At 71.6% G+C, this 21,848-nt stretch carries 20 protein-coding genes and 1 pseudogene; 11 read left to right on the top strand and 10 right to left on the bottom strand.

The window, feature by feature from the left end; all coding sequences use genetic code 11:
• Together KBC94_RS26360 and ftsY are read right to left on the bottom strand one after the other, a co-directional pair.
• A pseudogene (locus KBC94_RS26360) lies at window positions 1-1,048 on the bottom strand (hypothetical protein); the annotation flags it as partial.
• A gap of 507 nt (window positions 1,049-1,555) precedes the next feature.
• On the bottom strand, window positions 1,556-3,016 hold the full coding sequence (gene ftsY / locus KBC94_RS26355) for a signal recognition particle-docking protein FtsY (RefSeq protein ID WP_294377652.1): 1,461 nt from the start codon (window positions 3,014-3,016) through the stop codon (window positions 1,556-1,558).
• Window positions 3,017-3,046: 30 nt separating this feature from the next.
• Between ftsY and KBC94_RS26350 the strand changes: the two genes are divergently transcribed.
• The 7 genes from KBC94_RS26350 to pxpA all read left to right on the top strand — a co-directional run bounded on the left by KBC94_RS26350 (window position 3,047) and on the right by pxpA (window position 9,684).
• Window positions 3,047-4,504, top strand: coding sequence for a pitrilysin family protein (locus KBC94_RS26350; protein ID WP_294377650.1), 1,458 nt, complete (start codon window positions 3,047-3,049; stop codon window positions 4,502-4,504).
• Window positions 4,505-4,521: 17 nt separating this feature from the next.
• The gene (locus KBC94_RS26345; RefSeq protein ID WP_294377660.1) at window positions 4,522-5,859 is read left to right on the top strand and encodes a pitrilysin family protein; all 1,338 of its coding nucleotides are present in this window, start codon (window positions 4,522-4,524) and stop codon (window positions 5,857-5,859) included.
• A gap of 70 nt (window positions 5,860-5,929) precedes the next feature.
• Window positions 5,930-6,556 (top strand): 16S rRNA (guanine(966)-N(2))-methyltransferase RsmD, encoded by a 627-nt coding sequence (gene rsmD, locus KBC94_RS26340; protein WP_294377646.1) that lies wholly within the window; start codon window positions 5,930-5,932, stop codon window positions 6,554-6,556.
• A gap of 99 nt (window positions 6,557-6,655) precedes the next feature.
• Window positions 6,656-7,159: a pantetheine-phosphate adenylyltransferase gene (coaD, locus tag KBC94_RS26335; RefSeq protein ID WP_234196954.1), complete on the top strand. Its 504-nt coding sequence runs from the start codon at window positions 6,656-6,658 to the stop codon at window positions 7,157-7,159.
• Between the two features lie 55 nt (window positions 7,160-7,214).
• On the top strand, window positions 7,215-7,880 hold the full coding sequence (gene pxpB / locus KBC94_RS26330) for a 5-oxoprolinase subunit PxpB (protein ID WP_294377641.1): 666 nt from the start codon (window positions 7,215-7,217) through the stop codon (window positions 7,878-7,880).
• Entirely contained in the window at window positions 7,877-8,917 is a 1,041-nt protein-coding gene (locus KBC94_RS26325) for a biotin-dependent carboxyltransferase family protein (RefSeq protein ID WP_294377638.1), read from the top strand. Before pxpB ends, KBC94_RS26325 begins: the two co-directional genes overlap by 4 nt.
• 23 nt (window positions 8,918-8,940) lie before the next feature.
• The gene (gene pxpA, locus KBC94_RS26320) at window positions 8,941-9,684 is read left to right on the top strand and encodes a 5-oxoprolinase subunit PxpA (protein WP_294377635.1); all 744 of its coding nucleotides are present in this window, start codon (window positions 8,941-8,943) and stop codon (window positions 9,682-9,684) included.
• A gap of 42 nt (window positions 9,685-9,726) precedes the next feature.
• Here the strand turns inward: pxpA and KBC94_RS26315 are convergent, their stop codons facing one another.
• From KBC94_RS26315 to KBC94_RS26305, 3 genes are all read right to left on the bottom strand, one after another.
• Window positions 9,727-10,896 (bottom strand): serine hydrolase, encoded by a 1,170-nt coding sequence (locus KBC94_RS26315; protein WP_294377633.1) that lies wholly within the window; start codon window positions 10,894-10,896, stop codon window positions 9,727-9,729.
• A 158-nt stretch (window positions 10,897-11,054) separates the two neighbouring features.
• Window positions 11,055-12,002 (bottom strand): helix-turn-helix domain-containing protein, encoded by a 948-nt coding sequence (locus tag KBC94_RS26310; protein WP_294377630.1) that lies wholly within the window; start codon window positions 12,000-12,002, stop codon window positions 11,055-11,057.
• Window positions 12,003-12,110: 108 nt separating this feature from the next.
• Window positions 12,111-12,830: an alpha/beta fold hydrolase gene (locus tag KBC94_RS26305; RefSeq protein ID WP_294377629.1), complete on the bottom strand. Its 720-nt coding sequence runs from the start codon at window positions 12,828-12,830 to the stop codon at window positions 12,111-12,113.
• 119 nt (window positions 12,831-12,949) lie between these two features.
• Here KBC94_RS26305 and KBC94_RS26300 point away from each other — a divergent pair, with 119 nt between their 5' ends.
• The 4 genes from KBC94_RS26300 (at window position 12,950) to add (ending at window position 16,330) form a co-directional block, all read left to right on the top strand.
• Window positions 12,950-13,564: a Yip1 family protein gene (locus KBC94_RS26300; RefSeq protein WP_294377626.1), complete on the top strand. Its 615-nt coding sequence runs from the start codon at window positions 12,950-12,952 to the stop codon at window positions 13,562-13,564.
• Window positions 13,565-13,603: 39 nt separating this feature from the next.
• A complete protein-coding gene (locus KBC94_RS26295; protein WP_294377623.1) occupies window positions 13,604-14,275 on the top strand; it encodes a histidine phosphatase family protein in 672 nt (223 codons plus the stop codon).
• An 8-nt stretch (window positions 14,276-14,283) separates the two neighbouring features.
• Window positions 14,284-15,216, top strand: coding sequence for a nucleoside hydrolase (locus KBC94_RS26290; protein WP_294377620.1), 933 nt, complete (start codon window positions 14,284-14,286; stop codon window positions 15,214-15,216).
• 70 nt (window positions 15,217-15,286) lie between these two features.
• Window positions 15,287-16,330: an adenosine deaminase gene (gene add, locus KBC94_RS26285; RefSeq protein WP_294377618.1), complete on the top strand. Its 1,044-nt coding sequence runs from the start codon at window positions 15,287-15,289 to the stop codon at window positions 16,328-16,330.
• Between the two features lie 60 nt (window positions 16,331-16,390).
• Here add and KBC94_RS26280 read toward each other — a convergent pair whose 3' ends face one another.
• Genes KBC94_RS26280 through KBC94_RS26260 form a run of 5 tightly spaced genes read right to left on the bottom strand, consistent with a single transcriptional unit; the run spans window position 16,391 to window position 21,841 of the window.
• The gene (locus KBC94_RS26280; RefSeq protein ID WP_294377615.1) at window positions 16,391-17,278 is read right to left on the bottom strand and encodes an ATP-binding cassette domain-containing protein; all 888 of its coding nucleotides are present in this window, start codon (window positions 17,276-17,278) and stop codon (window positions 16,391-16,393) included.
• Window positions 17,275-18,342, bottom strand: a complete 1,068-nt coding sequence (locus KBC94_RS26275) for an ABC transporter ATP-binding protein (protein ID WP_294377613.1) — start codon at window positions 18,340-18,342, stop codon at window positions 17,275-17,277. The genes KBC94_RS26280 and KBC94_RS26275 overlap by 4 nt, the downstream gene beginning before the upstream one ends.
• A complete protein-coding gene (locus tag KBC94_RS26270; protein WP_294377611.1) occupies window positions 18,339-19,238 on the bottom strand; it encodes an ABC transporter permease in 900 nt (299 codons plus the stop codon). The genes KBC94_RS26275 and KBC94_RS26270 overlap by 4 nt, the downstream gene beginning before the upstream one ends.
• A 25-nt stretch (window positions 19,239-19,263) precedes the next feature.
• Complete coding sequence (locus KBC94_RS26265; RefSeq protein WP_294377607.1) at window positions 19,264-20,229, bottom strand: ABC transporter permease; 966 nt, start codon at window positions 20,227-20,229, stop codon at window positions 19,264-19,266.
• Window positions 20,230-20,245: 16 nt separating this feature from the next.
• Window positions 20,246-21,841 carry an ABC transporter substrate-binding protein gene (locus tag KBC94_RS26260; protein ID WP_294377604.1) on the bottom strand — a complete coding sequence of 532 codons (1,596 nt, stop codon included), beginning with the start codon at window positions 21,839-21,841 and terminating at the stop codon, window positions 20,246-20,248.
• Window positions 21,842-21,848 lie beyond the last annotated feature (7 nt).

Below are 21,848 nucleotides of genomic sequence, written 5' to 3'. Positions count from 1 at the left end.
GGTCGTTGGCGGTGAATTCGGAGCCGACCAGGGGCGAGAGGGTGTTGTCCAGCACGGTGGTCACGTTGTCGACGACGCTGACCACGGGGTTGAGCGAGTCGCCCAGGCCCAGGGCATCGGAGACGCCACCGACGACGGTGCCGCCGAGGCTGTCGGTGGGATCGAGCAGGGCATCGGCGTCTGCGTCTGCGTCGGCATCTGCATCTGCATCTGCATCTGCATCCGCATCCGCATCCGCATCCGCATCCGCATCCGCGTCAGCATCGGCATCGGCATCGGCATCGGCATCGGCATCGGCATCGGCATCGGCATCGGCATCGGCATCGGCATCGGCATCGGCATCGGCATCGGCATCGGCATCGGCATCGGCATCGGCATCAGCGTCAGCGTCAGCGTCAGCGTCAGCGTCAGCGTCAGCGTCAGCATCGCCGTCATCAGGCGGGGTCGTGGGCGGGTTGGTGCCGCCAGGCTGTGTGAGGAAGACGGGGAAGGCCGTGCCGTTGTCGTCGCCGCCGCCGGCCAGTGCGCCCAGGACCAGTCCACCGCCCAGGGCGGCCAGGGCGAACTCGCCGAGTCCGAGGCCGCCGGCCATCGGGGGCGCGCCCTTCTTCACGGCCAGCGCGGCGGAGTCGACGCCCGAGTCGACCTGCAGGTCGCCTGAGGCAAGCCCCACATCGAGCTGGGAGCCGCCGCCTTCGAGCGCGCGGGTGGTCACGGTGGCGTCCGTGCCACCGACGAAGGTGCCGCTGATCGGCTGGGTGTTCGGCCCCGTCGGGTTGAACACCACGCCTGCCTGGCCGTCCTGCGGCACCAAGACCCGGTCACCCGCCTGTAGCAATTGGTTGGCCTGCGCCGGGATGTCCACGCCATCGCGCACCACCATCACGCCGGGCGAAACGCTGGTCAGCGTTCCAATTCCGCCGGCGGCATTGGCGCTGCCACCCCCCATCGGAATTGGCGTGGCCATGACGCCCGCAGATGAGGCTTGCGCCATGAGTACAGGGGCCATGCCGGAATTGCCGGCCGTATCGGTCGTCGTCGTTGCCATCGCTCTTGCTCCACGCGTCTGGTTGAAAGATGCGGATGCAGGGGGCAAGACGTGTGCCGCAGCGAAAGCGGCCACGGGCACGCACAAAAGTGTGGATTTTTTGGCGTTTTGAGGGGGATGCCGGGGTCCTTGCCCAGGATGTTCCGGCGGGCGTTACGTAACGGCTGCGGTAACGAAGCGGTGACGTGCCGGGTGTCTAAGGGGCGCCATGAGGCTGCGCGAAACGTCGAAATTCAATTCGGAAGAAATAGACCGAACCGTGGAAAAACAATTCTTTTGCGTACGGGTTGCTGGCCAATCCGGAATTGAAATTCGAGGCCAGGGGCCAATCGGAATCGGCACGGCCAATTGCTGGCAGGGGCTTGTCCCTCCCGCGGCCCGCGCGCGACGGGCGGTTCGACGCAGCCAGACTTTCCTGCGGGCGGGGCCATGGCGGGCCGGCGATCAGCTGCGCCGGTCCGCCGAAGCGGCGGCCGCGCATGGCGAGCCGCCGGGCCTGTGGCGCAATCAGCCTACCAGCGCCTGGGCAAACTCACGGGCGTCGAAGGTTTCGAGGTCCTCGAGCTTCTCGCCCACGCCGATGAAGTAGACCGGCACCGGCGCCGTGCCCGGTTTGGTCCGGGCGCGTTCCTCGCCCCAGCGGGCGATGGCGCAGAGCACGCCGCCCTTGGCCGTGCCGTCGAGCTTGGTCACCACCAGACCGGTGAGGCCCAGCGCATCGTCGAAAGCCTTGACCTGGGCCAGGGCGTTCTGGCCGGTGTTGCCATCGATGACCAGCAGCACCTCGTGCGGGGCGGCCACGCCGTCGGCCGAGCCGGTGTCGGCCTTGCCGATCACGCGCTTGATCTTCTTGAGCTCGTCCATCAGGTGCAACTGCGTCGGCAGGCGGCCGGCGGTGTCGACCAGCACCACGTCCTTGCCGCGCGCCTTGCCCGCGTTGACGGCGTCGAAGGCCACCGCGGAGGGGTCGCCGCCCGCCTGGCTGACGATCTCGACCAGGTTGCGGTCGGCCCAGATGGCGAGCTGCTCGCGCGCGGCAGCGCGGAAGGTGTCGGCCGCGGCCAGCAGCACCGTGCAGCCTTCGTTGGCCAGGTGCTTGGTGAGCTTGCCGATGGAGGTGGTCTTGCCCGCGCCGTTGACGCCCGCGACCATGATCACGGTGGGCGTGTGGCGGCCGATCTCCAGGGGCTTTTCCAGCGGCTTGAGCACCTCGGCCACGGCGTCCACCAGCAGGGCGCGCACGGCCTGGGGTGTGGTGGCGCTGTGGCGCCAGACGCGGTCCTTCAGGTCCTGCAGGATGTGCTCCGCGGCCGGGATGCCGGTGTCGGCCATCAGCAGCGCTTCTTCCAGCTGTTCGTAGAGCTCGTCGTCGATCTGGGCGTTGACGAACACGGCCTGGATGCCGCTGCCGGTCTTCTTGAGCCCCGTGCGAAGGCGGTTGAGCCAGCCCTGCCGCGAAGGCTCGGAGGCCGGCTCGGCGACGACGGGCGGTGCCGACCGCACCACGGGCGTCGGCGGGGCGACCGGCACGGGGGCGGGCGTGGCGACACTGGCGGGCGGCGCTGTGGGAGCCAGTGGGGTCGGTGGGGTCGGTGGCGTCACCAGTGCCGGGGCAACCGATGGGATGTCGCGGCCGGCAGGAGCGGGTGCCTGGGCCGGCGGCAGGACGGGGGGCACCTCAGGCATCGGCGCCGGGCTGGGTGTCGAGGTCGGGAGCTGCGGTGTAACCGACGGGCGGGGCGATGCGGGAGCGACCGGCGTCGGCGCGGGCGCCACCGGTGCCGCGGCGGGAGGCAGGGGCGAAGGCACCGGGGTCGGCGCGCTCGGCTTGTTTCCGAACCAGCTCGACGGCGAGAACACCGAGCGCCCGCCGCCGGCTTCAGGGGCCGGCGCAGGTGCAGGGGAGGGCGGGGAGCCGGCCGGCGCCGCAGGCTCCGCCGGCGGCTTTTTCTTGAAAAAACTGAACATCCAGGCGCTTTTTAGAATCCGAGCCATTCTATGAAACACCCCCCGCCGAGCCGCCGGCCCCTTGCTGCGGCCCTGCTGGCGGCCTGTCTTGCCCTGGCAGCGCCCGTCCATGCCCAGCAGCCCCCCGCCGAAGGGGCGCCCCTCACCCCCTCCGCATTGCCTTCGGCGGCCCAGCCGCCCCAGCAGTTCCGGCTGGCCAACGGCCTGACGCTGATCGTGCAGCCCGACCACCGTGCCCCCACGGCCGTGCAGATGCTGTGGGTGCGTGTCGGCTCCGTCGACGAGCTGGACGGCACCAGCGGTGTCGCGCACGTGGTCGAGCACATGATGTTCAAGGGCTCGGCCCAGCTCAAGCCGGGCGAGTTCTCGCGCCGCGTGGCGGCGCTGGGCGGGCGGGAGAACGCCTTCACCACCCGCGACTACACCGGCTACTACCAGCAGATCCCCGTCGAACGGCTGGAAGAGGCCATGCGTCTGGAGGCGGACCGCTTCGCCAGCAACCAGTGGCCGGACGACGAATTCAAGCGCGAGATCGAGGTGGTGAAGGAAGAACGCCGCATGCGCACCGAAGACCAGCCCCGCGCACTGCTGGGCGAGCAGCAGAACGCGGCCATCTTCGACGCCTCGCCCTACCGGCGGCCGGTGGTCGGCTGGATGAGCGACCTGTCGGCCATGACGCCCGACGACGTGCGTGCCTTCTATCGACGCTGGTACGTGCCCGACAACGCGGCCATCGTGGTGGCTGGCGATGTCGATCCGCAGAAGGTGCGGGCGATGGCCGAGCGCTACTACGGTCGCATCCCGGCGCGCGCCGTGCCGGTTCGCAAGCCCTACACCGAGCTGCCGCAGCGCGGCATCCGGCGCATCGAATTCAAGGCACCCGCCGAGCAGGCCTATGTGTCGCTGGCCTTCCGTGTGCCGCAGCTGGATTCCCTCGACGAGGACTCCGACGCCTGGGCCCTGCTGGTGCTGGCGGCGGTGCTGGACGGCTACAACGGCTCGCGGCTGGACCGTGCCCTGGTGCGCGGCCCCGAGCGCGTGGCCGACGGCGTGAGCGCCGGCTACGGCCTGTACGGCCGCGGGCCGCAGCTCTTCTACCTGACCGGCGTTCCGGCGGCCGGCAAGACCACCGAGGCTGTCGAGGCCGCCTTGCGTGCCCAGGTGGCGCGCATCGCCCAGGAAGGCGTCTCCGAGTCCGAACTCGCTCGCGTGAAGACGCAGTGGGTCGCCAGCGAAACCTACAAGCGCGACTCGGTCATGGCCCAGGCGCGCGAGCTGGGCAGCCAGTGGGTGCAGGGCCTGCCGCTCGACGCCGATGCCCGCATGCTGGCCAAGCTGCTGGCCGTGACGCCGGCCCAGGTGCAGGCCGTCGCCGGCCGCTATTTCGGGGACGACCAACTGACCGTCGCCACGCTGCGGCCGCAGCCCATGTCGTCGGCGGCCAAGCGGCCGCGCAGCCCCTTCGGCCCGGTGGGAGAGATCCGATGAAGCGCGCTCTTGTCCTGATGCGGCGCTGTCGCCGCACCGCCCTGCTGGCCGTGCTGGCCGGCGCCGCCGGCCTGGCCCAGGCGGGCGTGGCGATCGAACACTGGCGCCTGGCCAACGGCGCGCAGGTCTATCTGGCGCGCACCCCGGCCCTGCCCATCGTCGATGTGCAGATCGATGTCGACGCCGGCAGCCGGCGCGACCCCGCCGCCCAGTCCGGCCTGGCGGGCGCCACGGCCGGCATGGCCGAGAAGGGCGTGCGGGCCAGCGGCAGCGAACCCGCGCTGGACGAGAACCAGCTGGGCGAGGCCTGGGCCGACCTGGGCGCCGAGTTCGACGTCGGCGCCAGCGCCGACCGGATGAGCTTCAGCCTGCGCAGCCTGGCCGACCCGGCCCTGCTGGCCCGCGCGGCGGCCCTGGCCTCGCGCGAGATCGGCGAGCCGGCCTTCCCCGACGAGGTCTGGCGCCGTGAGCGCGAGCGCATCGCCGCCGGCCTGCGCGAGGCCGACACCCGGCCGGCCAGCGTCGCCGGACGCGCCTTCGCGCGCGATGTCTACGGCGGCCATCCCTACGGCCAGGAGATGACCCAGGCGACCCTGGCGGCCATCGGCATCGAGGACATGCGGCGCTTCCATGCCGAGTTCGTGCGGCCCTGCCGGGCCAAGGTGAGCGTGGTGGGTGCCATCGACCGGCCGGGCGCGGAACGCCTGGCGACGCAGCTGCTCTCGCGCCTGCCGCAGCAGGGCTGCCCGGCCCTCGCCGCGGTGCCCGAGGTGCCGCCTCTGGCCGAGCCGCGCCTGGAGCGCATCCCCTTCGACTCGGCGCAGGTGCATGTGTGGATCGGCCAGCCGGGCTACCGCCGGGCCGATGCCGACCACTTCGCGCTCACGCTGGGCAACTACATCCTGGGCGGCGGCGGCTTCGTCTCGCGCCTGACCGAGGCGGTGCGCGAGAAGCGCGGGCTGGCCTACAGCGTCTACAGCGGCTTCTCGCCCGGGCTGCATGCGGGCGCCTTCCGCATCGGCTTCCAGACGCGGCCAGATCAGGCCGAGCAGGCCGTGGCCGTGGCGCGCGAGGTGCTGGCGAAGTTCGTCGCCGAGGGGCCGACGGCGGCCGAACTGCAGGCGGCCAAGGACAACCTGATCGGCGGCTTTCCCCTGCTGCTGGACAGCAACCGCAAGCTGCTGGGCAACGTGGCCAACATCGCGTGGAACGACCTGCCCCTGGACTACCTCGACACCTGGCGCGAACGCGTGAACGCCGTCACCGTCGAGGATGTGCGCGCCGCCTTCCAGCGCAAGCTGCAGCCGCAGCGCATGGTGACGGTCATCGTGGGCGGCACGGACAAGGCGCGCTGAGCACGGCGCGGGGCGCATCGGCGCCCCCGCGTCCTCGGTCCGGGTCATGGGCGCCGTTAAGCTCGGCCCGATGAACCGAAGCAAGTCCTCCACGAAGGCCGGTGCGGGCCGGCCCCACGAAGTCCGCATCATCGGCGGCGCGTGGCGCCGCACGCGGCTGCCCGTCGCCGATCGGCCCGGTCTGCGCCCCACGCCCGACCGGGTCCGCGAGACCCTCTTCAACTGGCTGGCCAGCCTGGCGGGTGCCAGCGGCGGGGAGTTGCCGGGCTGGCGCTGCATCGACGTCTTCGCGGGTACCGGCGCGCTCGGCTTCGAGGCGGCCTCGCGCGGTGCGGCCGAGGTGCTGGTCTGCGAGCAGGATGCCGCGCTGCTGCAGCAGATGAAGGCCACGCGCGACAAGCTGCAGGCCGATGCCGTGCAGGTGCAGCGTGGCGATGGCACCGCCTGGCTGGAGCGCAGCAGCCCGCGCCACTGGCATGCCATCTTCCTCGACCCGCCCTTCGAACAGGCGGCGCTGTACGAGCGCGCACTCAAGGCCGCGGCGGCAGCGCTGCAGCCCGACGGCGTGGTCTATCTGGAGGCCGACCAGGCCTGGACCGACGAGCGCCTTGCGCCTTACGGGCTGGCCGTCTTCCGCCACCTCAAGGCAGGCGCTGTGCATGCGCACCTGCTCAAGCCCCTGGCACCGGCGACCTGACGCGCGTCCGCGCGTACCCGGGCGCGATATGGTGCAGTGCAGCGTGGCGTACATAATGCGCGCCGAGACAACCCCCGGCCCCCGACCCAGGAGGAAGAGATGACGACCGATGTGATAGCCGTCTACCCCGGCACCTTCGACCCCATGACGCTTGGCCATGAGGACGTGGTCCGCCGTGCCACGCAGCTGTTCCCGAAGGTGATCGTGGCCGTCGCGGCCGGACACCACAAGAAGGCGCTGTTCTCGCTGGCCGAGCGCATCGAGATGGCCCGCGCCGTGGCCGAGCCCTTTGGCGACCGGGTGACGGTCGAGAGCTTCTCGGGCCTGCTGCGCGACTTCGTGGTCGAGCGCGGCGGCAAGGCCATGGTGCGCGGCCTGCGCGCCGTGACGGACTTCGATTACGAATTCCAGCTGGCCGGCATGAACCGTTCGCTCATGCCCGAGGTCGAGACCGTCTTCCTCACGCCCAGCGACAAGTACCAGTTCATCTCCAGCACCTTCGTGCGCGAGATCGCCATGCTCGGCGGCGAGGTGGACAAGTTTGTCTCGCCGCACGTACAGGAGCGGCTGGCCGCCAAGGTGCGCAGCCTGGGCCGCGAATGAGGCGGGTGGGCGGACCCGTGCACATTCCGGGCTCGCCCGCCGTCCTTCGCGCGGCATGAACGCGCGGGCCCTTCCCCGCCTCCACGCCCTGGGCGACGCCGCCCTGCTGTGCGAGCTGCCGCCGCCTGCCACGCTGCTGGCGCAGCAACGCATCTGGGCCCTGGCGCGCGAGGCCGCCGCGTGGCCCGAGGTGCAGGAGGTGCTCCCGGGCATGAACAACCTCACCCTGCTGTTCGATCCGCAGCAGGTCGATGCCGGCGAGCTGGAGTTGCGCGTGCTCACCGCATGGCCCGCGCTCGCCGTCGAGGCCCCGGGCGCTGGCCGCGTCGTGGAGATCCCGGTCGCCTATGGCGGAGAGCACGGCCCCGACCTGGACGATGTCGCCCGTCACACGGGCCTGTCTCCGGCCGAGGTAATTCGCCGCCATGCGGCCGGCGAGTACGTGGTCTACCTGCTGGGCTTTTTGCCCGGCTTCGCCTTCATGGGCGGCCTGGCGCCCGAGCTGCACACGCCGCGCCGGCGCGAGCCGCGCACCGCCGTGCCGGCGCGGTCGGTGGGCATCGGCGGTGCGCAGACGGGCATCTATCCGCTCGATTCCCCAGGCGGCTGGCAGCTGATCGGCCGCACGTCGCTGACGCTGTTCGATCCCGCTGCCGAGCCGCCCACGCTGCTGCAGCCGGGCGATCGGGTGCGCTTCGTTCCTGCGAGCGTGACGCTGTGATCCTCGTCCACAAGCCCGGGCTGCTCGCCTCGGTCCAGGACCTGGGCCGCGAGGGCCATCGCCAGCGCGGCATCTGCCCGGGCGGCGCGCTGGACCGCGCGGCGCTGGCGGTGGCCAACCGGCTGGTGGGCAATGCGTGTGGCGCCGCCGGGCTCGAACTCACGATGGGCAACGCCGAGTTGCGTTTCGAGGCGTCGACCCGCATCGCGCTGATGGGCGACGACTTCGGGGCCCGGCTGGACGGTCGCGCGTTGCGCCCGGGGTGGAGCGTGCCCGTGCAGGCGGGCGCGCGCCTGGTGCTGGGTGGCGTCAATGCGCAGGCGGGCAAGGCCGGCGTGCGCAGCTGGCTGGCCGTGGCGGGTGGCATCAACGTGCCGCAGGTGCTGGGCTCGCGCAGCACCGACCTCAAGGCCGGCTTCGGCGGGCTGGACGGCCGGGCGCTCAAGAAGGGCGACCGGCTGCCGCTGGGTGCCTCGGCGTTGAGCGAGGCGCAGCGCGCGCGGCCCGCCTTCGGTATCCATCCGCTCGACCCCTGGCGCGACGAGGGCGCGGCGGAGCCGGTCTGCGCGCTGCCGCCCGAAGACGGCGTGTGGCCGCTGCGCGTGATGCCCGGGCCCGAATACGCGCAGTTCGGCGCCGCGGCGCGCACGCAGTTCTGGCAGGCCGCCTGGCGCATCACGCCGCAGAGCAACCGCATGGGCAGCCGGCTCGAAGGCCCTGCGCTCAAGCGCGGGCACGAGGTCGACATGCTCTCCGCCGGTGTGGTGCCCGGCACCATCCAGGTCCCGCCTTCGGGCCAGCCCATCGTGCTGATGGGCGATGCCCAGACCACCGGCGGCTATCCGCGCATCGGCGTGGTGATCCGCGCCGACCTGTGGAAGCTGGCGCAGGCGCCGCTGGGCAGCCGGCTGCGCATGGTCGAGGTCGACGCCGCCGCAGCGGCGCGGGCCTGGCTGGCGCTCGAACGTTGGCGCCACGACATCGACCGCGGCCTCGCCGCGCTCGGCTGGCCGGCCGCGCCGCCGGTACGCCTCTGACTCTCTTCCTGGAGCAAGGAACCATGCAGATCGACCTGAATGCCGACCTCGGCGAAGGCGCCGGCAACGACGAAGCCCTGCTGGGCCTGGTGAGTTCGGCCAACATCGCCTGCGGCTGGCATGCCGGCGATGCCGTGACCATGCAGCAGTGCGTGCGCTGGGCGCTGGCCAAGGGCGTGGCCATCGGCGCGCATCCGAGCTTTCCGGACCGCGAGAACTTCGGCCGCAGCGCCATGCAGCTGCCGCCGGCGCAGATCGTGGCCGACATGCTCTACCAGATCGGCGCGCTGGACGCGATCGTGCGCGCCGAAGGCGGGCGCCTGGCGCACGTCAAGCCGCACGGCATGCTCTACAACCAGGCCGTGAAGGAACCCGAGCTGGCCGCAGCGCTGTGCGAGGCGGTGCGCCGCTTCGACCCCTCGCTCAAGTTCTTCGGCCTGGCCGGCAGCGGCATGATCGAGGCGGCCCGCGCCGCCGGCCTGACGCCGGTCGAAGAAGTCTTCGCCGACCGCGGCTACATGCCCGACGGCAGCCTGGTGCCGCGCAGCCAGCCGGGCGCGCTGATCGAGAGCGAGGAGCAGTCGCTCGCGCAGACGCTGTCGCTGGTGCGCGACCGGCAGGTCACCGCCATCGACGGCAGCGTGGTGCCGGTCAACGCGCAGAGCGTGTGCCTGCATGGGGACGGCGCCCATGCGCTGGCCTTCGCGCGCCGCATCCGCGAGCGCCTGGCGGCCGAGGGCATCGGCGTCGCGCCCTTCGCGGGCTGACGCTCGCTTTCGCCCTTGGCGCCGGGCAGGCAGCGCAGGCGCTCAGCCCAGCGTGTCGTACACGCCCTTCTCGAAGCGATAGAGCAGCTCCATCACCCGTGCATCCGCGAAAGGGAAGGTCTGCGTCGCCAGCAGCCCGGCGATGCCGGTGTGCGGGTCGATCCAGAAGAAGCTGTTGGCCAGCCCCGCCCACGACAGGCTGCCGGCGGGCCGGCCGGTGGGCGCCGGCTGCTCGTTGATCTGGAAGGCCAGGCTCCAGCGCTTGGTGATTCCGGGAAAGAACTCCGCGTCGGCCGTGAGCGGGATGGCCGCCTTGAGCAGGCTCACGCGCGCATTGCCGATCTGGTTGAGCGACAGGTGCGTGGTCACCGTCTCGGGCCGCAGCACGCGCTCGCCGTCGAGCTGGCCCAGGTTGAGCACCATGCGCATGAAGCGCGCGTAGTCGCCCATGGTGCTGTAGAGCCCGCCGCCGCCCATGTGGAATTCGGGCTCCTGCGCGATCTCGAAGGGGAAGGGCGCGAAGGCGCCGTCCTCGCCCCGCAGGTGCACGCCGGCCAGGCGCTGGCGCATGTCGGGCGTGATGCGAAAGCCGGTGCTCGCCATGCCCAGCGGCTCCCAGAGGTTCTGGCGCATGAATTCGCCCAGCGTCAGGCCGCTGACGGCCTCGACCATGCGGCCGGCCCAGTCGATGCCCACGCCGTATTCCCAGCGCTCGCCAGGGTCGGCCACCAGCGGCAGCGTCAGGGCCTTGAGCTGGCAGCCGATGACGCCCGGGATGTCCAGCGCCGCCTGCACCTTCTGCATGTCGGGGTTCCAGATCTCGTAGCTGCAGCCGGAACTGTGCGAGAGCAGGTGGCGCAGCGTGACCGGCCGCCTGGGCGGCCGGGTGGTCGGCCGGCCCTCGGCGTCGAAGCCGGTCAGCACGCCCAGCTCGCCGATGGCGGGCACCACGCGGGCAGCGGGCGCGTCCAGGTCGAGCAGGCCGCGCTCCACGCACTGCACGGCCGCCACCGAGGTGACGGCCTTGGTCATGGAGGCGATCCAGAGCACGGTGTCGGGCGTCATGGCGACGCCGCTGCCAAGCTGGCGCTCGCCGGCGGCGCCTTCGTAGCGCAGGCCGTCGCGGTCGGCCACCAGGGCCACCACGCCGGGGGCCTGGCCGCTGGCCACGCCTTCGGCCAGGATCGTGTCGAGGGTCGTCTTGAGGGTCATGTCTGTCTCCTGTGTCGTTGGAAGCGCGCCCGCCGGGGACGCATGCGGGCGCGGCGGCCGCGCGGGCGGCCTGCCGGAAAAAGTCTAGGAAGCCGGGGCGCCGGCGGCTCGCCGTATCGCGCCAACCGGCTGGCCGCTGCGTGCCAGCGCGCAAGCGCTCAGCGCAGTGCCTGGGCGCGGAAGGCGGCGGGCGCGATGCCGCGCTGGCGCAGGAACTGCCGTGCGAAGTGCGAGGCATCGGCAAAGCCGCATCGCCGGCCGATTTCGGCCACGCCCAGGTGGCGCAGGCGCGGCTGCGCCAGCATGCCGGCGGCGGCCTCCACCCGCAGGGCCATCAGCGTGGGCAGAAAGCCGCGGCCCTGCGCCGCCATGGCGCGGTGCAGGGCGCGCAGCGACACGCCCGCCTCGGTGGCGACTTCGGCCGCAGTCAGCCCGGGTTGCATGAAGCGCGCGCGCAGCACGCCGAGGATGCGGGCCTGCGCATCGGGTGGCTCGGGCTGCGCAGGGGCGTGCGCATCGCCCAGCAGCGAGAGCAGGCCGCCCAACTGGGCCTCGATCAAGGCGTCATGGTCGGCCGGCTGTTGGCGCAAGGCCCGGGGCACCAGCGCCTCCTTGACGCCGCGAAGCGCCAGGCCCCAGCCGGCATCGGCCCGCAGCGGCCGGCCGATGAGCCGGGCCGGGTCGGCCACCCAGTGCGCCACCCAGTCGATGGGCAGTTCGATGGACAGGTCGTCCAGTCCCGCGCCGAAGTCGAAGGCATAGGGCTCGCGCGAGTCGATCAGTACCGCATCGCCCGGCTGGAGCAGGGCCGTGTGGCCCGCCTGGGCGGCGCGCCAGGGCAGGCGCGGCTGGGAGAGCAGGTAGTAGGCGTTGTGCTGGCTGCGTGCGATGTCGGCCGCGCCGCGCACGATCTTCTGCGGCGTGCCGCGCGCCTGGTGCGGCAGGATGCGCTGCAGGGCACAGCGCTCGATGCTGCCGAAGAAGCCGTCGCGCTGCAGCGGCACGGCGTCCATCTCCAGCACGGTGGCATGCAGCGCATCGCGCCAGCCGCGCAGCCGCTGGGGCTCGGGCAGGCTTTCCGAAGACCAGGAACAGAGGTTTCTCATGGGCGACCTCGGCAGCGGACGGGAGGCCGAGCATAAGTCCGGCGGCGTGCGGCGAGGCTGACGCCGGAGACGGGCGCTGCTTCGTCGGGCGCGCGACGTGGAGGGTGATCAGCGCAGGAAGGGCGCCAGCCACCGCAGCAGCGCGGCATTCACCGCGTCCGGCGCTTCCATGGTGAGCATGTGGCCCGCCTCGGCCAGCCACACCACCTCGGCCTGCGGGATCAGCGCCGCCATCGCGTGCGTGCAGTCCGGTGGCGTGAGCCGGTCCGCCTCGCCGCACATCAGCAGCACGGGGCAGCGCAGGTCGCCCAGGTGCAGCCGCGCATCAGGCCGTGCCATGACGGCGCGGTTCTGGCGGATCAGCTGTTTGGCACCGGCATCCAGCACCATGGCCAGGTAGCGCTGCACCAGTGCCGGGTCCGCGGCATTCGTGGGATGGAAGGCGAAGGCCACGTTGGCGCGGATCACCGCCTCGGCGCGGTCGGCGGCGAACTCCTCGATGGCGGCGCTGCGCAGCGCATGCATCTCCGGCGTTTCCGGCAGGGGCGAGGTCCCGAGCAGCGCCAGGCCGGCGATGCGCCCGGGCGCCTGGCGCGCGGCCTCCATGGCCACCATGCCGCCCATGGAGGCACCGGCCAGCAGCAGCGGGCCGTCCTCCTGCGCCAGCAGCGCGGCGGCCATGGCCTTGATGGTGTCGTGGTGGCGGCTGACGTCCGCCACACGGGGGCGCAGCGCGGCGGGCATGGCCGGCATCTGTGCCTCCCACAGGCGTTCGTCGCAGGCAAGGCCGGGCAGGAAAACGAGGCGGGGCAGGGCGATGTCGGACATGCGGCCATTGTTGCAGCGGCCGTCGCGCGGTGCGCCATCGGCATAGGCTGCACGGCCAGCAGCCAGCGCGGTCCCGGCTGCCTAGACTGCGCGTCGATCCAACGCCGGAGCCCCTTTCCATGAACCTGGTCCAACGCGTGCAGGACATCCTGCTGCACCCCAAGCGCACCTGGCCCGAGATCGAGGCCGAATCCACCGACGCGGCCACGCTCTACCGCGAGTACGTGCTGATCCTGGCGGCGATCCCGGCCATTGCCGGCTTCATCGGCCTGTCGATCATCGGGGCCGGCGCGTTTGGCGTCAGCTTCCGGCTGCCCATCGTGACCGGGCTGGTGCAGGCCGTCGTGAGCTATGTGCTGTCGCTGGTGATGGTCTATGTGCTGGCGCTGATCGTGGACGCGCTGGCGCCCAGCTTCGGCGGGCAGCGCAGCCCGATCCAGGCCCTCAAGCTGGTGGCCTATGCCAGCACCGCCGGCTTCGTGGGCGGCATCTTCAGCCTGCTGCCCTCGCTCGCGGTGCTGGGGGCGCTGGTGGGCCTCTATTCGGTCTATCTCTTCTACACCGGCGTGCCGGTGCTCATGAAATGCCCGGCGGACAAGGCGCTGGTCTACACGGTGGTGTTCGCGCTGTGCGCCATCGTGGCTTCGCTGGTGCTGGGTGCGCTGCTGTCGGTGTTCACACCCGCTCCTCGCATGCCGGTGGGGGCCTTGCCCCTGGCTCTGCCTCTGGCTTGACAGGAACAGGGCCGGCCCGCCATGGACAATGGCCGGCGCATGCCCACCGACCTGATCCTCATCCGCCATGGCGAGACGGACTGGAACCGCGAACTGCGCTTCCAGGGCCACATCGACGTTCCCCTCAACGACACCGGCCACGAGCAGGCCCGCCGCCTGGGCCTGGCGCTGGCCCGTGAGCCGGTGCAGCACATCGTCTGCAGCGACCTGCTGCGCACCCAGCAGACGGCAGCGCCCGCGGCGCAGCAACTGGGCCTGCCGGTGCGCACCACGGTCACGCTGCGCGAGCAGGCCTTCGGCGTGGGCGAGGGCCTGCGGGCCGAGGAGATCCGAGAGAAGCATCCCGAAGCCTGGGACGGCTGGCTGCGCTTCGAGGCCGACCGCTCGTTGCCCGGCGGCGAGAGCACGCGGCAGTTCCATGCCCGGGTGATGCAGGCGCTGGCCGACATTGCTGCGCAGCATGCGGGCGGCCCGGTGCTGGTGGTCACGCACGGCGGCGTGCTCGACATGGTCTGGCGCACGGTGCACGGCCTGGGCCTGGACGGGCCGCGGCAGAGCGACATTCCCAACGCGGGCATCAACCGCATCCGCATCGACGACCCGGCGAGGCCCGAGGCGCTGGCCATCGTCGGCTGGGCCGAGACGGCGCATCTGGAAGGCCTGGGCCCGCAGCCCAGCTACGACCAGCGGCGGCATCTCAAGATCGGCTGAGCCGACGCATGAACCACGTCTGGATCGACACCGACCTCGGCTTCGACGACCTGGCCGCAGTGATCACGGTGGCGCAGCAGCCGGGCTGGACCATCGACGGACTCTCCCTGGTGGCCGGCAATGCGCCGCTGCCGGTGGTGACGGACAACGCCCTGCGCGCGGCGCACTGCTTCGGCTGGCGCATGCCGATCCATGCGGGCTGTTCTGCGCCGCTGGTGGGCGCGCTGGTCACGGCGCAGAACATCCTGGGCGAGGACGCGATGGCCTCGGCTGGCGAGCAACTGCCGCCTGCGCGTGCGGTGCTCGATGCGCTGCCTGCTTTCGACGCCCTGGCCGCCTGGCTGCGGCAGGCCGACGCGCCGGCCACCGTGCTGGCCCTGGGCCCGCTCACCAACGTCGCCACCCTGCTGCAGCGCGACGCCGCGCTGGCACCGCGCATCGGCCGGCTGGTCTGGATGGGCGGCAGCGCCGGCCCGGGCAACCACACGGCCGCGGCCGAGTTCAACGCCGCGGTGGACCCTGAGGCGATCAATGTCGTGCTCGATGCCGGCGTGCCGCTGGAGATGGTGGGCCTGGATGCCTGCCGCCAGGTGCGCGTGCATGCCGACGATGCGCAGCGCCTGCGCGACCTGGGCACACCGCGTGGCCGGCTGCTGGGCGACCTGCTGCTGGGCTATGTGCGCATCGCCAGCCCCGACGGCCGCCTGCCCATGTCGCTGTACGACCCTACGGCCGCCGCGGCGCTGGTGGACGCCGACTGCATGCAGTGGCGCCCGGCCCATGTGGTGGCCGAGTGCGAGGGCCGCCACACCCGCGGCATGACCGTGGTGGAGTGGCGCGTGCCGCGCAAGGCCCCGGCCAATGCGCGCGTGGCCCACATCGCCGACGAGGCGCGCGTGCGGCGCGTGGTGCTGGACGCCCTGGCCGCCGCGGCGACCTGAGCCCGAGCCCTGCACTGGGTCGGACGCTGCACATCACGCTCACCGAGCAGCCCGGCACTACGATGCCCCGATGACCGACGCGCTCACCGACTTCTGCCATGCCCTGCCCAAGGTGGAACTGCATTGCCACCTGCTCGGCACCGTACGCCACGCCACCTTCAGCGACCTGGCGCGGCGTGCGCAGGCGGCCATCACCCAGCCCGAGATCGACGCCTTCTACATCCGCGGCGAGAAGCCGGTGGGTGTGCTCAAGGCGCTGCGCACGCTGGATGCGCAGCTCATCCGCTCGCCCGACGACCTGCACCGACTGACCTACGAATACCTGCAGGACGCCGCCGCCCACACCGTGCGCTATGCCGAGTTCTTCTGGAACCCCACGGGCACGGCGCAGAAGTCGGGCATCGCCTATCCGCAGGCCCTGGCTGCCATCGTGCGTGCCATCCATGATGCCGAGGCGGACCATGGCATCGTCGGCCGGCTCATTCCCGCCATCGACCGCGAGGCCTCGCCCGAGGCCGCCGTTGAGATGGTCGAATGGGTGCGCGCGCACCGCGTGGACGAGGTGGTGGGCATCGGCATCGACTACAGCGAGATCGACCATCCGCCCGAATGGTTCGCACCCGCCTATGCGCTGGCACGCGAGGCCGGCCTCAAGACCACGGCGCATGCCGGCGAGTTCGGCATGCCCTGGACGAATGTGCGCACCGCCGTCGAGCTGCTGAAGGTGGACCGCATCGACCACGGCTACACCATCGTCGACGCGCCCGACTTCGCGCGCGAATGCGCCGAGCGCGGCATCGTCTTCACCGTGGTGCCGACCAACTCCTACTACCTGCGCACCCTGCCGCCCGAGCGCTGGGCGCTGGACCATCCGATCCGCCGCATGCCGGGCCTGGGCCTGCGCATCCATCCCAACACCGATGACCCGACGCTGCACCTGGTCACGCCGACGCAGGCCTGGCGCAAGATGGTGAGCGACTTCGGCTTCACGCGCGAAGACCTGCGCGACTTCATGTTCAACGGCCTGGATGCAGCCTGGGTCGACGACAGCACCCGCCGGGACTGGCGTGCCGCGTTCACGCGCGAGTGCGATGCGCTGATGGCGCAGGGCTGAACGTCGGCGGCCGCTTCGACAGGCGATTCAACGAAGGGGGAGCCGGTCGTCGTCTGCGCTTCAGTCGGTCCGCTGCCTCACTGGATCCGGCACCGGCGTCGCCGCCAGCAACCGCTGGGTGTACGCATGCTGCGGCCGCTCCAGCACCTCGTCGGCGCTGCCGCTTTCGACCACGCGGCCGCCGGTCATCACCAGCACGCGGTCGGCCAGCGCGCGCACCACGCCCAGGTCGTGCGTGATGAACAGGTAGGCCAGACCGCGCTCGCGCTGCAGTTCGGCCATCAGCCGCAGGATCTGCGCGCGGATCGAGACGTCCAGCGCCGAGACCGGCTCGTCCGCCACGATCACGGCCGGCTGCGAGGCCAGCGCCCGGGCGATGCCCACGCGCTGGCGCTGGCCGCCAGACAGCTCGTGCGGCAGCCGGTGGCGGAAGTGCGCGGGCGGCAGGCCGACCTGCTCCAGCAGCGCGTCGACCTCGCGTGCGCTTGCGACGGCGTCGAGGCCGCGGTTGTGGCGCAAGGGCAGGGCCACGCTCTGGCCGATGGTCTGCCGCGGGTTGAGCGAGCCGCCGGTGTCCTGGAACACCACCTGCACCTCGCGCCGGAAGCGCTGCCAGGCCTCGCCGCGCAGCCCGGTCACGTCCTGGCCGCGGAACAGCACCTGGCCGCTGCTGGGCACCGTCAGGCCCAGCAGCATGCGGCCCAGCGTGGTCTTGCCGCTGCCGCTTTCGCCCACCAGGGCCACCACCTCGCCGGGGTGGATCTGCAGGGAGACGTCGTCGACCGCGAGCTGCGTCTGCCGTGCGCGCCAGAGGCCGCCGGTGCCACGCTGGGCAAAGCCGCGGCCGACGGCACGGGCCTCGAGCAGCGGCACCGGGCCAGTGGCCTGTTGGCCGCCGGCAGGCAGGCGTGCGGTGTCGGCTTCGCCTGGCAACCGGGGGGCGGTCATGCGTCGGCCTCCACCGCGCGCCATGCATTGGCGCTGCCGCGTTCGGCACTCAGGTGGCAGCGGTCCGCGCCTTCGCCCATGCCGCTGCCCAGCAGCGCCGGCGCCTGCACGTCGCACAGGCCCGGCCGCGCGATGGGGCAGCGCGGATGGAAGCGGCAGCCCGGCGGCCAGCGTCCGGCAATTGGCACCGCGCCGGGAATGGAGAACAGCGAGTGCGCCCGCGAGCGCGGCGTGAGGATGCTGCCCAGCAGCCCCTGCGTGTAGGGATGGCGCGGTGCCGTGAAGAGCGGGCCGACGGCCTCCTGCTCGACGATCTCGCCGGCGTACATCACGTTGACGAGCTGGCAGGTCTCGGCCACCACGCCCAGGTCGTGGGTGATCAGCAGGATGCCCAGGTCCAGCTCGCGTCGCAGCCGCGCCAGCAGCTGCAGGATGCCGGCCTGCACCGTCACGTCGAGCGCGGTGGTGGGCTCGTCGGCGATGAGCAGGGCGGGCCGCATGGCCAGCGCCGCCGCGATCAGGATGCGCTGGCGCTGGCCGCCCGAGAGTTCGTGCGGGTACTTGCGCGCCGTCTGCGCGGGCTGGGGCAGTTCCATCAGCTCGATCAGCTCCCGCACTCGGGCGTCGAGGCCGTCGGTGCGGCCGTGAGCGCGCAGCGGCTCGGCGATCTGCCGGCCGACGGGAATCAGCGGGTCCAGGTAGCTGGTGGGGTCCTGGAAGACCATGCCGATGCGCGCGCCGCGCACCTGCCGCATCGATTGCGCATCGAGCGCGCGCAGGTCGTGGCCCTCCAGCCGCACCTGGCCCTCGGCCACGCGGGCCAGCGGCGAGGGGAACAGGTTCATCAGCGCGAAGGCGGTCATCGACTTGCCCGAGCCCGACTCGCCCACGAGGCCCACGGCTTCGCCCCGGCGCACGCTGAAGCTCACGTCGCGCACCACCCGCAGGGCCCGCTCGCCCCGGCCCACATCCACCGACAGGCCGCGGACGTCGAGCAGCGGTGGCCCGGCTTCCGGCGCGTGGGGATCGACGCCGAACGGCGTGGTGGGTTCCAGGCCCGTCATCGGAAGGACTCCCCGCGCGGATTGAGCGCATCGTTCAGGGCGTCGCCCATCAGGTTGAAGCCCAGCACGGTGAGCGCGATGGCCAGGCCGGGAAACACCGACATCCACCAGGCATCGCGCAGGTACTGCTGTGCCTCGTTGAGCATGGTGCCCCATGACACCTGGTTCGGATCGCCCAGGCCGAAGAAGCTCAGGCTGGCCTCGATCAGGATGGCCATGGCGATGTCCAGCGAGCCAAGCACGATGATCGGCGCCGCCACGTTGGGCAGGATCTGGCGCAGGATGATGCCGCCATGGCCCATGCCCGCCACGCGCGCCGCCTCCACGAACTGCGACTGCCGAAGGCTGGCGACCGAGGCGCGCACCACGCGGGCCAGCTGCGGCCACGACAGCGCCGCGATCACCAGCACCATCTTGAAGACGCTGGTGCCGTAGAGCGCAATGACGATCAGCGCCACCACGAAGCGCGGCAGCGTCTGGAAGAACTCGGCCGTGCGCATCAGCACCGCGTCGAGCAGGCCGCCGAAGTACCCGGCCAGCGCGCCCACGATGACGCCGACGGCGACCGCCAGCAGCGCACTGGCGACGCCGACGATCAGCGAGATGCGCGAGCCGTGCACCACGCGTGCCCAGACGTCGCGGCCCAGGTCGTCGGTGCCCAGCCAGTGCCCGGCAGAGAAGGGTCGAAGCAGCGCATCGCCGCCGCCCGAAAGCGGATCGACCCGGCCGACCCAGGGCGCCAGCAGCGCCGCAGCCAGCAGCAGCACCAGCCAGGCCAGGGCCAGCCGGCTGCCGGGACGGCGCAGCAGGCGCCGCCAGAAGCCGGCGCGCTGGAAGGCCGTGCCCACGGCGGGCTCGGTGGCCAGCGGCAAGGAAGAAGAAGAGGGGGAGGTCATCGTCGTTGAGCGCAAGAGCCGTGCGTCATGCGCGCTCCAGACGGGGATCGAGCAGCCGATGCAGGATGTCCGTCAACAGATTGGCCAGCACCACCGTCACCGACACCATCAGCAGGATGGCCAGCATCACCGGATAGTCGCGCTTGGCGATGGATTCGTAGAGCAGCCGGCCGATGCCCGGCCAGGCGAAGACGGCTTCGATCAGCGCCGAGCCGGCCAGCACGAAGCCGAGGTTATAGCCAATCACGGTGAGCACCGGCGCGGCGGCATTGCGCAGCGCATGGCCCAGCACCACCTGCCATTCGGCACTGCCCCGTGCCCGGGCGGCGAGGATGTAGTCCGCATTCATCACCTCCAGCATCGAAGCGCGGGTGATGCGGGTGATGAGCGTGAGGTAGCGCATCGACAGCGCCAGGGCGGGCAGCAGCAGGTAGCGCAGGTGCTGCACGAAGCCTTCCCAGCCCGGCGCCACGCCGCGCACCGGGTTGTAGCCCTGCAAGGGCAGCCAGCCCAGACCGATGGCGAAGGCCAGGATCAGCAGCTGGCCGAGCCAGAAGTCGGGCACCGCATAGCCGGCGGACGATGCGGCCTGGATGACCGAGTCGGCCGGCCCGCCGCGGGCGCGGGCGGCCAGCACGCCGAAGGCGACGCCCAGCACGCTGGCCAGACCCAGCGACGTGAGCGTGAGCTCCAGCGTGGCGCCCAGGCGCTCCAGGATCAGGCTGGCCACCGGCTGCTGGTTGGCGAAGGAATAGCCGAAGTCGCCTTGCAGCACCTTGCCCAGATAGTGCAGCAACTGCATCCACACCGGCTGGTCCAGGCCGTAGTCGCGGCGCATCTGGGCCAGGTATTCGGGCGGCGCCGGAAAGTCGCCGACCAAGAGCGTGATCGGATCGCCCGGCGTGAAGGCGATCAGCAGGAAGTTGAGCACCACCACCGCCAGCAGCAGCGGAAGCGCCTGCAGCAGGCGTCGGAGGATGAAGCGACCCATCGGACTGGCGCTGCGCTCAGTCCGCGCGCCGCACGCCGGCCCACTGGTCGCGGGCGTCGAGGGCCGGGAACACGCCGCTGAGCTTCTTCGAGGCGGTGTCCACCGTCTCTTCGTCGAACAGCACCAGCGAGGGCAGGTCCTCGTTCAGGATGACCTGCAGCGCCTTGTAGTCGCGGGCGCGCTGGGCGCGGTCCACCGAGGTGGCGGCTTCGGCCAGCAGTGTGTCGACCTTCGGGTTGGAATAGCCGCTGGCGTTGGTGTTGGGCGCCGTGCCCGTGTAGGTGTTGTACAGGCGCGTGTAGCCGATGGCCGGATCGCCCGCGGAGAAGTACGAGGCCAGCGTCATGTCGAAGTCGCGCTTGGCGAACACGCGGTCGTAGTACACCGAACGCTCCAGCGGCTCCAGCTTCACCTCCAGGCCGATCTGGCGCAGGTTGTCCTGGATGATCTGGGCCTGCGCCCGCATCTGCGCGCGGCCGGCGTCGAAGGGCATGCGCAGCGTGGTCGTGCCGGGCTTGACGCCCAGCTTGTCCAGCAGGGCACGGGCCTTGGCGGGATTGAGCGGGTACTTGCGCTCGTAGCCCACCTCGTCGTTCATCAGCCACTTGAAGCCGTCGCCGAAGGCGCCCGCGCCGGGCCGCGCGATGCCGTTCATCACCTGCTTCACCAGGCGTGGCCGGTCGATGGCGAAGGCCAGCGCATGGCGCGCCTCCACCTTCGACAGCAGCGGCGACTGGGTGTTGAACATCAGGAAGTAGATGGCCGGGATGTTGACGCCCCGGCGCGTGGCCAGGCCCTTGTCGGCCAGGATGCGGGGTACCTCGGGCTTGGGGGTGTAGAAGTCCAGCAGCTCGTCGATCTCGCCCGTCTGCAGCGCGGGCACGCGGTTGGCCGCCTGGGGGATGACCTGGAAGATCAGGCTCTGCAGGTAGGGCTTGCCGGCGTCCCAGTACTGGTCGTTGCGCACCAGCGTGAGGGTCGAGCCGCGCTTCCATTCGCTGAACTTGAAGGGGCCCGTACCCACCGGCTTCTGGTTGGCGGGGTTGGTGCCCACGTTGCCGTTCTCGTAGAGGTGCCTGGGCAGGATGGGTGCGTCGAACACCGTCATCTGCGACAGGAAGGGCGCATAGGGCTTCTGCAGCTTGATGACGACGGTGGAGGCATCGGGCGCCTCCACCTCCACGCCCAGGTTCTTGAACACCGGCGCGGCGCGCGGATGCAGCTTGCCCACGATCTCGGTCAGTGAGAAGCGCACGTCGGCGCTGCTGAAGTCGCGGCCGTCATGCCACTTGACGCCCTTGCGGAGCGTGAAGCGGTAGGTCTTGCCGTCGGGCGACACGGTCCAGGCCGTGGCCAGCGAGGGCTGCGGGTTGTACTGCTGGTCCAGCCAGACGAGGCCTTCGAGGATCTTGGCCGAGACGTCGCCGGCCGCGAAGTCGGTGGTGGAGCCCAGGTTGAGGGTGGGCGGGTCGGCATCGATGCCCAGCACGGCCGTGCCCTTGCCGGTGGCGGCCCAGGCACGCGGGCCCGCGGCCAGTCCGCCGGCCAGGGCGATGGCGCCGAGGCCGAGCTGGCGGCGGGTGAGGGAAGAAGGGAGGTCGGAGGGAGCCATGGTGTTG

The sequence above is a fragment of the Pseudacidovorax sp. genome (assembly GCF_017991995.1).
Lineage (GTDB): Bacteria > Pseudomonadota > Gammaproteobacteria > Burkholderiales > Burkholderiaceae_C > Xenophilus.
This window is presented reverse-complemented; position numbering and strand designations above follow the sequence as displayed.